This window comes from Streptomyces sp. NPDC050264, assembly GCF_040655895.1.
GTDB lineage: Bacteria > Actinomycetota > Actinomycetes > Streptomycetales > Streptomycetaceae > Streptomyces.
This window is the reverse complement of sequence record NZ_JBFAKV010000007.1, coordinates 1-12,395: the sequence shown is the minus strand read 5'-3', so window position 1 is coordinate 12,395 and position 12,395 is coordinate 1. Positions and strand designations below refer to the sequence as shown.

General features: G+C 71.0%; 11 protein-coding genes. 4 read left to right on the top strand and 7 right to left on the bottom strand.

Annotated elements, in window-relative coordinates:
- Positions 1-60: 60 nt before the first annotated feature.
- Entirely contained in the window at positions 61-822 is a 762-nt protein-coding gene (locus AB0J02_RS13985) for a metallophosphoesterase (RefSeq protein WP_363193883.1), read from the bottom strand.
- 311 nt (positions 823-1,133) lie between these two features.
- On the opposite strand from AB0J02_RS13985, the gene AB0J02_RS13980 reads away from it, so the two are divergent.
- Complete coding sequence (locus AB0J02_RS13980; RefSeq protein ID WP_363193882.1) at positions 1,134-2,930, top strand: AMP-dependent synthetase/ligase; 1,797 nt, start codon at positions 1,134-1,136, stop codon at positions 2,928-2,930.
- A gap of 254 nt (positions 2,931-3,184) precedes the next feature.
- On the opposite strand, the gene AB0J02_RS13975 is transcribed toward AB0J02_RS13980, so the two are convergent.
- Positions 3,185-4,336, bottom strand: coding sequence for a glycosyltransferase family 4 protein (locus AB0J02_RS13975; RefSeq protein ID WP_363193881.1), 1,152 nt, complete (start codon positions 4,334-4,336; stop codon positions 3,185-3,187).
- A gap of 92 nt (positions 4,337-4,428) precedes the next feature.
- Here AB0J02_RS13975 and AB0J02_RS13970 point away from each other — a divergent pair, with 92 nt between their 5' ends.
- A complete protein-coding gene (locus tag AB0J02_RS13970) occupies positions 4,429-5,679 on the top strand; it encodes a glycosyltransferase family 87 protein (protein WP_363193880.1) in 1,251 nt (416 codons plus the stop codon).
- Positions 5,680-5,686: 7 nt separating this feature from the next.
- Here the strand turns inward: AB0J02_RS13970 and AB0J02_RS13965 are convergent, their stop codons facing one another.
- The 5 genes from AB0J02_RS13965 to AB0J02_RS13945 form a co-directional block, all read right to left on the bottom strand.
- The gene (locus AB0J02_RS13965; protein ID WP_363193879.1) at positions 5,687-6,889 is read right to left on the bottom strand and encodes a hypothetical protein; all 1,203 of its coding nucleotides are present in this window, start codon (positions 6,887-6,889) and stop codon (positions 5,687-5,689) included.
- 39 nt (positions 6,890-6,928) lie between these two features.
- A complete protein-coding gene (locus AB0J02_RS13960) occupies positions 6,929-7,963 on the bottom strand; it encodes an NlpC/P60 family protein (RefSeq protein WP_363193878.1) in 1,035 nt (344 codons plus the stop codon).
- A gap of 232 nt (positions 7,964-8,195) precedes the next feature.
- Positions 8,196-9,221 carry an NlpC/P60 family protein gene (locus AB0J02_RS13955; RefSeq protein WP_363193877.1) on the bottom strand — a complete coding sequence of 342 codons (1,026 nt, stop codon included), beginning with the start codon at positions 9,219-9,221 and terminating at the stop codon, positions 8,196-8,198.
- A gap of 303 nt (positions 9,222-9,524) precedes the next feature.
- Entirely contained in the window at positions 9,525-10,877 is a 1,353-nt protein-coding gene (locus AB0J02_RS13950) for an NYN domain-containing protein (protein ID WP_363193876.1), read from the bottom strand.
- Positions 10,878-10,910: 33 nt separating this feature from the next.
- Positions 10,911-11,150: a hypothetical protein gene (locus AB0J02_RS13945; RefSeq protein ID WP_363193875.1), complete on the bottom strand. Its 240-nt coding sequence runs from the start codon at positions 11,148-11,150 to the stop codon at positions 10,911-10,913.
- A gap of 136 nt (positions 11,151-11,286) precedes the next feature.
- On the opposite strand from AB0J02_RS13945, the gene AB0J02_RS13940 reads away from it, so the two are divergent.
- Positions 11,287-12,030 carry a rhomboid family intramembrane serine protease gene (locus tag AB0J02_RS13940; RefSeq protein ID WP_363193874.1) on the top strand — a complete coding sequence of 248 codons (744 nt, stop codon included), beginning with the start codon at positions 11,287-11,289 and terminating at the stop codon, positions 12,028-12,030.
- Positions 12,027-12,308, top strand: coding sequence for an Lrp/AsnC ligand binding domain-containing protein (locus AB0J02_RS13935; RefSeq protein WP_363193873.1), 282 nt, complete (start codon positions 12,027-12,029; stop codon positions 12,306-12,308). Before AB0J02_RS13940 ends, AB0J02_RS13935 begins: the two co-directional genes overlap by 4 nt.
- The last annotated feature ends 87 nt before the right edge of the window (positions 12,309-12,395 follow it).

Genomic DNA, 12,395 nt, shown 5'->3' with positions numbered 1-12,395 from the left:
CGGTCCGGCGTGCATGCGTGTGTCTCGCGTGCAGGCTATCGCGCATGGGCGGCCCCGCCGTCACCACTCCAGGGCCCAGGGCCGGCCCGCGCTGGCGAAGTGGCCGACATTCACGCACTCCGTGGAGCCGATCCGCATGCGCCGGGCGAGCGGCTGGTGGACGTGGCCGAAGAGCGAATAGCGGGGCCGGGTGCGGCGGATGGCCTCCAGGACCGCCCGGCTGCCGCGCTCGAAGCGCCGCGCCACCGTGTCGTACACCAGCTCCGGGACCTCCGGCGGAATGTGGGTGCACAACACGTCGACCTCGCCGACGGCCTCGATCTTGGCGGCGTACTCCTCGTCGTCGATCTCGTACGGGGTGCGCATCGGGGTGCGCAGGCCGCCCCCGACGAAGCCGAAGGTCCGGCCGCCGATCTCGACCCGCTCCCCGTCGAGCACGGTGGTGCCGGGGCCCGCGTACTCACTCCACAACTGCGGCATGTCGACGTTGCCGTAGGTGGCGTACGTAGGAGAGGGGAAGGCCGCGAACAGCTCCGCGTACTGCTTGCGCACCGCCTTTTCGATGGCGGGCCGTCGGTCGATGCCCGCCCATAGCTTCGTCCCCAGCGCCCGCGCCTCGTCGAAACGGCGGGCGGTGCGCAGTTCGACGAGGCGGTCGGCGTTCTCCACTCCGAACAGATCGGGAAAAATGCCGCGCGAGTGGTCGGCGTAGTCGAGAAAGAGGACCAGGTCACCGAGACAGACGAGGGCGTCGGCACCGTCACCGGCCCGTGCGAGGTCGGTGGAGTTTCCGTGCACATCGCTGACTACATGTACGCGCATGCGATCACCCTAGGACGATGGACGGAAGGTGGGTAGAGGCCACCGGACCTGCGGTTACTTCCTAGACGGGAAGCGGGTGGACTACTGTGCGCAAAGCACCGCCCTGACGTGTGACGCAGCGAACATCTGGTCTGGACCCCCTACCGAAAAAGCAGTACTGGTGGGTAACGTCCGGGCAGTCCAGTCGTGCTCGGTTCCATCATTTCGATCAACGGATCGATCGACGAGGTCCTGAGCACCTGCCCGATCTTGGACCGCACCGACGCAGCACACAGAGTCGTGGCGCCGGCGCCTTATGAGGAGCAGCAGTCTTGCGCGAGTTCAGCCTTCCGGCTTTGTACGAGGTCCCTGCGGACGGCAACCTGACCGACATCGTCCGCAGAAACGCCGCGCAGCATCCGGACGTCGCCGTCATCGGCCGCAAGGTCGGCGGCACCTGGACGGACGTCACGTCCGTCCAGTTCCTCGCCGAGGTACGGGCCGCCGCCAAGGGCCTCATCGCCTCCGACGTGCGACCGGGCGACCGGGTCGCCCTCATGTCCCGCACACGGTACGAGTGGACACTCCTCGACTTCGCGATCTGGAGCGCCGGCGCGATCACCGTCCCGGTCTACGAGACGAGCTCGGCCGAGCAGGTCCAGTGGATCCTCAGCGACTCCGGGGCCGTCGGGATCCTCGTCGAGTCGGACGTCCACGCCGCCTCCGTCGCCTCCGTGCGCGACCGGCTGCCGGCGCTGCGGCACGTCTGGCAGATCGAGGCGGGCGGCGTCGAGGAGCTGAACCGCACCGGCGCCGAGGTCCCCGACGAGACGGTGGACGAGCGCAGCGGCGTGGCCAGGGCCGACGACCCGGCGACGATCGTCTACACCTCCGGCACCACCGGCCGCCCCAAGGGCTGTGTGCTGACGCACCGCAGTTTCTTCGCGGAGTGCGGCAACGTGGTGGAGCGCCTGAAGCCCCTGTTCCGCACGGGCGAGTGCTCGGTGCTCCTCTTCCTCCCGGTCGCGCACGTCTTCGGCCGGCTCGTCGAGGTGGCCTCGCTGATGGCCCCGATCAAGCTGGGCCACGCGCCCGACATCAAGCACCTCACCGATGAACTCGCCGCGTTCCGGCCGACGTTGATCCTGGGCGTGCCGCGCGTCTTCGAGAAGGTCTACAACTCGGCGCGGGCCAAGGCGCAGGCCGACGGCAAGGGCAAGATCTTCGACAAGGCCGCCGACACGGCGATCGAGTACAGCCGCGCGCTCGACACCCCGAAGGGCCCGTCGCTCGCGCTGAAGCTCAAGTACAAGACGTTCGACAAGCTGGTCTACAGCAAACTGCGCGCGGTGCTCGGCGGCCGCGGGGAGTACGCGATCTCGGGCGGCGCCCCGCTGGGCGAGCGCCTCGGGCACTTCTTCCGCGGCATCGGCTTCACGGTCCTGGAGGGGTACGGCCTGACCGAGTCCTGCGCCGCCACCGCCTTCAACCCGTGGGACCGGCAGAAGATCGGCACGGTCGGCCAGCCGCTGCCGGGCTCGGTGGTCCGTATCGCCGACGACGGCGAGGTCCTCCTCCACGGCGAGCACCTGTTCACCGGGTACTGGAACAACGAGGGCGCGACCGAAGAGGCCCTCGCCGACGGCTGGTTCCACACCGGCGACATCGGCACGCTCGACGAGGACGGCTACCTGCGCATCACCGGCCGCAAGAAGGAGATCATCGTCACGGCGGGCGGCAAGAACGTCGCTCCCGCCGTCATCGAGGACCGCATCCGCGCGCATGCCCTCGTCGCGGAGTGCATGGTCGTCGGCGACGGCAGGCCGTTCGTCGGGGCGCTCGTCACCATCGACGAGGAGTTCCTCGGCAAGTGGGCCGCCGACCACGACAAGCCGGCGGATTCCACGGTGGCGTCCCTGCGCGACGACGTGGACCTGCTCGCCGCGATCCAGACGGCCGTGGACGACGGCAACGCGGCGGTCTCCAAGGCGGAGTCGGTCCGCAAGTTCCGCATCCTGGGCGCCCAGTTCACGGAGGACTCGGGCCACCTGACGCCCTCGCTGAAGCTGAAGCGGAATGTCGTGGCCAAGGATTACGCGGACGAGGTCGAAGCGATCTACCGGGGCTGAGGCCGCTTCCGCGCCGCTGGACCTGTGGTGACGGGGCGTGCGCGGGTGAGCCCACTCGCCGTGGGTGAACCCCTGGTCGCGCGGCTGCGGCCCGGCGGGGCTTCTCGCGCAGTTCCCCCTGGAGCATGCGGCTTCGCCGCAGCTCCAGGGGGGCTCCACGCGCCTATGAGGTGGCGCACGAAGTGCGCACCTCAGGGGCGCGGGGAACTGCGCGACCAGCCACGACGAGAGCCGCACCCGGCGACGCCCACGCGCTACAACAACCCCCGCAACCTCTCCGCCAGCAGATCCCACCGCCACCGCTCCTCCACCCAAGAACGCCCCCGCTCCCCCATCCGGCGACGCAGCTCCGGGTCGCCCAGAAGCGCCACGATGCGATCCGCGGCCTCCTCGGGGACGCCGCCACGGACGACCCAGCCGGTCTCCCCGTCGAGGACCGCGTCCGGCGCGCCGCCGGAGTCACCGGCCACCACCGGCAGCCCCGTGGCGGAAGCCTCCAGATAGACGATGCCGAGGCCCTCGACGTCCAGGCCGCCGCGGCGCGTCCGGCACGGCATGGCGAACACGTCACCGGCCCCGTAGTGCGCGGGCAGTTCCGCCCACGGCACGGCGCCCGTGAAGCGCACGGAGTCCGCGACCCCGGTCTCCTCGGCCAGCTTGCGGAGGTCCTTCTCGTACGGGCCGCCGCCCACGATCAACAGCACCGCGTCCGGTACGGCCGCCAGGATCCGCGGCATCGAGAGGATCAGCGTGTCCTGGCCCTTGCGCGGGACGAGACGCGAGACGCACACGACTACGGGGCGCTGCGAGAGGCCGAGGCGGGCCCGCACCAGGTCGCCGCCGGAACCCGGGTGGAACGTCTTCTCGTCGACCCCGGGCGGGAGTTGGACCATCCGGCCGGCCGCCGCGGGCGTCAGCGCCGCCGCGATCCGTGAGCGCGTGTACTCGCCCAAGTACGTGATCGTGTCCGTCGACTCGCCGATCCGGCGCAACAGGCTCCGGGAGGCGGGGAGTTGGGCCCAGCCGGCCTCGTGCCCGTGGGTCGTCGCGACGATTCGCCGCGCGCCCGCCCTGCGCAGCGCCGGCGCCATCAGGCCGAGCGGTGCGGCCGCCCCGAACCAGACCGACGTACAGCCGTGCTCCTGCAAGAGGCCCACCGCGCGCCGGGTCACGCCCGGGGTCGGCAGGAGCATCGTCGTACGGTCGCGTACGACGGTGAACGGCTGTTCCGCGTCAAAGGCGGCGGTCGCCTCGGCGCCTTCCCGGCCGCGCTTCCACGTGGACGCGTAGACGACGAGCCGCTCAGGGTCCAGGCGCAGCGCCATGTTGTGCAGGAAGGCCTGGATGCCGCCGGGCCGGGGCGGGAAGTCGTTGGTCACGACCAGCGTCTTGTTTGTCTTGTGCATCGCCGCTGACAGTACCGAACCCACCCCACGGAACGCGCCACGCCGCCTCGGTCCATGGCCACCACACACTTCCTCCCGGCATGATGGTTCGAATGAAGACGCGAAATCCCGCAGCGGTCCTTGTCGGCTGGGCCCTGACCAGGACGTTGTTGCTGCTGTGTGTCTTCAAGGTGCTCGTCGTGCCGGGCCCCGACGTCACCAGCGACGTCTCCGTGATCTACCAGGGCTGGTTCGACGTTCTGCGCACCGGAACGTTCCCGCTGGACGACGTCACGTGGCAGTACCCGCCGGCCGCCGCGGTGGCGATCCTCTCCCCCGCGCTGCTCCCGTTCCTCCCCTATACGTCGGCGTTCTTCCTGATGGCGTTCCTGGCGGACGCGGTCGTCTTCCTGATGCTCCTGTACGTCGCCGACCGGCGGGGTCATTCGCGGCGCGGAGTGTGGGTGTGGGTGGCGGGGCTGCCGCTGCTCGGGCAGACGGTGTACGCGCGCTACGACGTGATGGTCACGGCCGTCGCGGTGGCGGCGCTGCTCGCGGCGGCCCGGCATCCGAAGGCCGCGGGTGTCATGGCCGCGCTGGGCGCGATGCTCAAGGTGTGGCCGGCGCTGCTGCTGGTCGGCTTCCGGCGCGGCCGCGACACCCGCGAGTCGTGGGGTGCCGCGGCGCTGACGGCGGGCGGGCTCGCGGTCACCTTCGCCGTAGCGATGCCGGGCGCGTTCGCCTTCCTGACGTTCCAGCGGGACCGGGGCACGGAGGTCGAGTCGCTGGGCGCTCTGGTCTTCCACGTGGCGCGCCGGTTCGGCTGGTCGGGCACGGTCCAACTGAACTACGGCTCGGTCGAGTTCCTCGGCCCGTACGTGGATGTGGTCAGCGTCCTCGCGCAGGGGCTGACCGCGCTCGCCTTCGGCTGGCTGGTGCTGTGGCGGCTGCGGGCGCGCGCCTGGCAGTCGGGCACGCTCGCCGACGCGGCGCTGACGGCGGTGCTGCTGTTCACGACGACGAGCCGGGTGATCAGTCCGCAGTACATGCTGTGGCTGGTCGGTCTGGCGGCCGTGTGTCTGTTGTTCCGCGACAGCCGGATGACGCTTCCGGTGTGGCTGGTGCTCGCCGCGACGTTCGTGACGTTCCTGGAGTTCCCTCTCTGGTTCTCGCACGTGGTGGCCAGCGACTCCCTCGGCCTCACCCTCCTCCTGGTCCGCAACGGGCTGCTCGTCGCCGCCACCCTGAGCGCCTGTGGCCGGCTGTGGCGCGCGACGGTGACCGAGCCGCGCCGCGCCACGCACACCCCGGTCCCCGCTCAGCCCGCCCCCGCGGGCCTCAGCGACGCGACCAGGTCCTCCTGACGGCGGCTCAGCCCAGTTCGGACCGGACGTACTCCCGCCAGCGCGCCACGAAGTCGTTCTCGTCGATGCCGAGGACGCTCCGCAGGGCGCCTTCCACGGCTCCGGCCCGCTGTTTGTGGCCGCCGACGGCGGTGTAGAACGCGTTGAGTTCCGCCTCGCCCCAGCGGTCGGCGATCATCCGGCAGGCCAGCCAGCCGCTCTCGTACGCCCGCGCCAGCTTGCTCGAGTCGCCGGTGAATCCGAAGTCGGCGTCCTCGGGCAGCGTGGTGGGGGCGGTGCCCTCCTGCACGGCACGCTGCAGCTCGGGGGCGGCCTGCTCGGGGGCGCGGTCCGTGCTCCGGTAGCCCGTCCAGTCCGCGTACCCCTCCGACAGCCACAGCGGGGTCGCCGCCGAGGTCACGGTGCGGGTGGCGACGTGCGCGGTCTCGTGGGTGAGGACGACCTGCTTGCCGAAGGCGCCGAGCACGCCGTACGCCTCGGGGTTGATGATCACCCGGTCCGCGGGCGCGGTGCCCGAGCCGCCCGCCTCGCCCGTCGTGACGGCCGCGATGCCCTGGTAGCCGGAGGCGGGCGCCCCCAGCAATTTGCCCATCCCCTCGAGGGACTTGGGGACCACGACGACGACCTTGCGCGCCCAGCCGTCTCCCCAGGCGTCCGTCACCGCGGGCACCGCCTCGTCGGCGAGAGCGGCGTACGACCGCAGCACGGACGGCTGCTGCCCGACGCCGAGCACGAGGCTGTGCGCGCCCTTCACCGCGGTGACCTTGCCCTGCTCCCACAGCTGCTGCCCGGACTTCTCAGCGGGCGCGTCCTCGACGACGCGCCAGCGCTCACCCGTGCGCTGCAGCGTCAGCGTCCGCTCGGCGACGACGGGCGCCTTGTCGTACCCGTCGACGCGGTAGCGCAGCTCGGCCGCGGCACTGACCCGGGACCCGGAACCGTCCAGGCTCGTCAGCTTGTACGCCCAGGAGTCGAGCGGGACCGCGGCGAGATCGAGCAGCAGATAGGGGTCGGCGCCACCGGTCGCCCGGTACGCGGTGGAGTCCCCGTCCAGGACGGCGGCCGCGCGGCGGTCCAGGACGCGCTGCACGGCGGCCGAACGGGAGTCCGTCGGCGCGGTGTCCGACACGCACCCGGACACCCCGGCGAGCAGGGCGCCGAGCGCCACGAAGCACCCCGCCCTGCGCACCGCACCCCGTCGACCAGCCATCATCCAGATCGTACGGCGTCCCGCGCGGGCAGGTGGGCCTCAGACCCGGGTCACCGAGGAGACCGGCATCATGCCGACCGGGTCGTAGCGCACCGGGGCGCCGGGGTAGGGCGCGTGGATGACCTGGCCGTTGCCCGCGTAGATGCCGATGTGGTGGGCGTCGGACCCGTACGCGACCAGGTCGCCGGGGCGCGCCTGGGAGAGCGGGACCTGCTGCCCCGCGTACCGCTGGGCCTGCGAGGTGCGCGGCAGGCCGACCCCGGCCTGCCCGTACGACCACTGCATGAGGCCCGAACAGTCGAACGCGGTGGGCCCGTTGGCGCCCCAGACGTACGGCTTGCCGAGCGCCGACTGGGCCGCGGCGAGCGCGGCGGCCGCCCGGGCCGAGGACGCGGGGCCCGCGCCCGCCAGGTCGGGGCGCTCACCGCCGCGCGAGGCCCGCTCGTACGCGGCGCGGTCGGTGTCCGGCATCGAGTTGAGCAGCCGCCGCGCCTTGGCCAGCTTCGACTCGACACTGCGCTTGTGCCGGGCGACGGCCTTGCGGCTCTTGTCCAGCTCCGCGAGCCGGCGCTGCGCCTCGGCGCGCCGCTGGGCCAGCTCCCGCTGGGCGCCCTGCAGTTCGGCCAGGTCGCCGGCCTGGCGGGCGCTGATCCGGTTGAGGGTGCTGGCCCGGTCGAGATAGGCGTCCGGGTCGGAGGAGAACATCAGGGCGAGCGAGGGGTCCATGCCGCCGGAGCGGTACTGGGCCCCGGCCACCATGCCGAGGGCGTGGCGCATCTTGTTGATCCGCTCCTGCCCCCGGGCCACCTGGTCCTGGGAGGAGGTGAGTTCGGCGCGGAGCTTGTCGGCCCGCTCGTCGGCCTTGTTGAAGGCCTCGGTGGCGGTCTCCGCCTGGTCGTACAGGCGGTCCACCTCGGCCTTGGTGTCGGCCGGCCTGTCCTGCGGCGCGGCGCCCGCCTGAGCGGCGCCGAGGGTGGCTGCCGCCGAAGCGGCGGCCACGGTCAGGACGGTTACGCGCGTGCTCCGGTCGAGACCCGAGAGACCGGAGTGCACAGTGCGGCGATGAGACCCCACGAGTAGCCGCTCTCCCTTCCGCTGGCGATTGCGCTGGCGCTCCCCATGATCGGGGAATGCGCGCCGACAGTAGTCGCGCGACTACCGCCTGGCCAACGACCGTTCGGGGGGCACGCAACGCGACGCCCCGCCTATGACGCAGGTCATGGGCGGGGCGTGGGGTCAGCAGAGGGCTCCGGAATTCGCTCGAAAGGGCGCGTTTCTGGAGCGTGTTGAGCCTTTGGTACGAGGATCAGATGCGGACGCCGAACTGGAACGACCCGATCGTGCTCATCGACTCGTAGCGGACGACGGCGCCGGGGTGCGGGGCGTGCAGCACCTGGCCGTTGCCCGCGTAGAGACCCACGTGCGCGAGGCTGTTGAAGAAGACGAGGTCACCGGGCTTGAGCTGGCTCATGCCTATCTTGACGCCGTCGTTCTGCTGCGTGTACGTCGTCCGGGTCAGGGAGACACCGGCCTGCGCGTACGCCCACTGCGTGAGGCCCGAGCAGTCGTAGGAGTTGGGGCCCGTGCCGCCGGAGACGTAGGCCTTGCCGATCTGGGTGGCTGCGGCGCTCAGGGCGGCTCCGCCGCGCTGGGAGGCGGGCACCTCGCTGCCGAGGTCGACGCGGCCGGCGGAGCCGCGGCTGGCGCGGGCCTCGGCGTCGGCCATCTTCTGCCGCTCGGCGGCGGTCAGGGAGTTGAGCAGCTTCTGCGCGGAGCCGAGCTTGCTCTGGACTTCCTTCTTCTTCTTGCCGAGTTCGGTGCGGGTGTCGGCGAGGTCCTTGAGCTTCTCGGAGGCCTCGGCCCGCTCCTGGGCGAGCGTGCGCTGCTTGTCCTGGACCTTCTTGAGCGACTCGAGCTGCTGGGCGCTGAGCGAGTCGAGCGTGGACGCCTTGTCGAGGTAGTCGTCCGGGTCCGCGGAGAGGAAGAGCTGGACGGAGGGGTCGATACCGCCGGAGCGGTACTGCTGGCTGGCGAGCGAACCGAGGCCCGTGCGCAGCTCGTTCAGGTCCTCCTGGCCGCGGGCGACCTTGTCCTGGAGCTCGCCGATCTCCTTCTCGAGCTTCTGCTGCTTCTCCTTGGCCCCGTTGTAGAGGTCGGTGGCCTTCTCCGCCTCTTCGTAGAGCTTGTCGACCTTGGCCTTGACCTCGCTCTTGTCGGGCTTCGGCGCGGCGTTGGCCGCCTGCGAAGTGAGAGCCACGGCAGCGGCGGCGGTCGCGGTGAGCACGGTCACACGGGTGCGGCTCGGCTGCTTGGGTCGACGGTGGGACGCCACGAAGGCGAGCTCCTTCTTCCTCCAGCCGCCCACGAACACCCGGTGGGCGGTGTCCCTCCACCGTCACTCACCTCATGAGAGTGATCACCCGAGCGGAGGTTCGAGGCCTGACCCTAGTGACCTTCTTGTGATCAGTTCAAATCCTGACGAGAAAAATCTCAGTCACCGACTGCATTCTTTGCACTCAACTCACGTGCAGTGATGCCCGTTCGACACTACGTTGCGTGAAGGTTTCGCCAATTCGGGCATACGGAACGGACGTTACCCATGTGGCGTATGCAACGCAGTGGGTATCAGATGGCATCAACCGCGCGAAAGCCGCTTCAGGAGCATGACGGACGCGACCGGACGCGCGCCCGCCTTCGCGATGCCGTCGGCCACCTCGCGGTCCGTCGACACCACGATCACGGGCCGGCCCGACGGCTCCGCGCGCACCAGTTGACGGATCAGCTCGTCGGCGGTGACGCCCGCCTTGGAGAACAGCACCCGCACCCCGCGCGGCGGCGCGAGCAGCACGGGCGCGGCCAGCTCGGCCCCGTCGAAGACACAGGTCACCTCGGCCCCGGTCTGCGCGGCGAGCTGCGAGAGGGAGCCGAGCAGCCGGAGCCGCTGCTTCTCCAGCGGCATCGTCGGATAGCCGGTCTTCGTCACGTTGTAGCCGTCGACCACGAGATGAGCCTGGGGCAGCGCGAGCAACTGGTCGAGGATGGCGGGGTCGTGCTCGTGCAGGGCGCGCGCCGCGATGTCCTTGGGCGTCATCCTGCCCGGCTCCACGGCGTCCACGGAGTCCGCGGGCCGCGCGGACACGGGCGGCAGCGCCAGCTCCCTGCGCAGCCCCTGGGCGGCGTCCAGGACGGTGTCGAGCAGCAGGCGTACGCGCATGTCCTCGACGCTGCGTCCTTCGCGGGCCGCCCTGCGCGACGCTTCGAGGGCCGCCTCGGCCTCGCCGAGCCGCGCCTTGACCCGGCGCGCCTCGCTCTCCGCGGCGGACACCTGGGCCTGCCCCTCGGCCCGGACCGTCTCGGCCTCGTTCTGCGCCTTGCGCACGGCCGCCTCGCCGCGCTTCACATCGCTGAGTGCGGCCCGCAGCTTGCGGTGCACGGCGTCGGTCTCGCGCCTGGCGGCGTCGAGCTCGGCGCGCAATCGTTCCGTCTCGGCCTTGGTGTGGGCCTGCGCCTCGGCCAGCCGGTCGCGCAGCGACTGCAGTTCGGCCCGGGTCTCCTCGTCGACCCGCTCGGCGTCGGCCCGCTGGGCCTCCTCGCCGGCGGCGGCGACCAGCTTCACCCAGCCCACGGGCCGCAGCACGTACGCGGCCGCGGCGACGTCCAGCGGGTCGGCTGCGGGCGGCGGCGAACCGGCGTCGAGCGCGCCGCAGAGTTCGGGCTGCGCGTCCCGGAACCGCTCCGCGATCCGCTGCCGGAACAACGTCTCGCTCTCCACGGCGGCGGCCATGGCGTTGCCCGCGAACTTCACCCGCCGAGTCGGGGTGAACCGCGCATACTGCCGCAACTGGGGCGGCAGCTCACCGACCGTCAGACCGCCGAAGCCGTCCGAGACGATCTGCACGACCCGCCGCCGTACGCCTTCGGGCAACGGCCGGTCGAGCACCTCGGCGGCGCCGCCGTCCCCGGCCTCCCCGCCAGTGCTCTCCACCATCCGTCACCTCAAAGTCACTGGGGGGCCGCTCCCTCAGGAGTCGGCGCCCGGCCTGTCCACGAGTTCCACCTGATCCACCGCGTTGCACCAACGGCAGCGCACCGACTCGATGGTCTCACTGACCACGTCGCGTTCCTCGACCTTCGGCTCACCGGCCAGGTCGAGGTGGAGGTACTCGACGACCTTCGAGGAGCGGGTCACGTCGAACCGCGTGAGATTGCCGCAGAGCGTGCAGCGCCAGCGGGTGGCGGCGGTCGGCAGGGGAACCGTCATCGGACTGTCGCCTCTTCCTTCGAGCACGGCCCTCGGCACGTGCGCTTTCCGTGATACGTGGTGCGTGCTTTATTGCCCGTAACCCTACGGCCTGCCGTCCACCGCCCGCTCCCCGCCTTGCGTCATGCTCTCTCCCATGATCGGCAACGGACGCGACGCGATCGGCAAAGTGACCTCATTCCTCAGAGGGCATCCCGCACCGGTCACGTACGGAATCATCGCCGTCTGCTGCGTGGTCTTCGTCCTTTCCCCCTGCTCCGGGTTCAACCCGTCGTACGGCACCGGTGACCACCTTCTTTCCGCGCAGACCGCCTACTTCGAGCGGTGGGGCGTGCTCCCCGCCGAACTCTTCACCGGATCACCCCGCGCCGCACTCACCCCGGCCACAGCTCTGTTCGTGCACGGCAGCTGGGTGCACCTGCTGGGCAACATGCTCTTCCTCTACGTCTTCGGGGCGATGGTCGAAGAACGCATGGGCCCCCTGCAGTACGCGCTCTTCTACCTGGTCAGCGGCTACCTGGCACTCCTCGGCTACGCCATCGCGCACGCCGGCTCCGAGCAGACGCTGGTCGGCGCATCGGGGGCGATCTCGGCGCTGCTCGGCGCGTTCCTGTACCTGTTCCCCGACGCACGCGTGACGAGCCTGCTCCCCTTCCTCCTCTTCCTGCCGCTGCGCTTCCCCGCGTGGGTGGTGCTGCCGTTCTGGGTGGCGCTGCAGTGGGTGGCGGCGGGGCAGGACAGCCAGGGGCCCGGCGTCGCGTACCTCGCCCACCTGGTCGGCTTCTCGCTCGGCTTCCTCTACGCGTGGGTGAGGTACAGAGGCCGGGCTAAGGTGAGAGCAGCCCCAGCCACGGCCACCGAGGGAGACAGCCAGCCGTGATCACCGCGATCGTGCTCATCAAGACCAGCGTGGACCGGATCCCCGAGATCGCCGAGTCGATCGCGGCCCTGGAGAGCGTCAGCGAGGTCTTCTCCGTCACCGGCACGTACGACTTGATCGCCATGGTCAGGGTGGCCCGGCACGACGACCTGGCGGACGTCATCCCCGGCCGGATCAGCAAGATCCAGGGGGTCGAGGGGACGGACACGCATGTGGCGTTCCGCACGTACTCCCAGCACGACCTGGAGGCGGCGTTCTCCATCGGCCTGGACAGCTGAACCACGGAAAGCCGCGGTCGCGTCCGCTCGGTGACCCGCCGCCGACGTGCTGGCGAAGGCGGCCCTGAAGGACCACGCGCGCCTCGC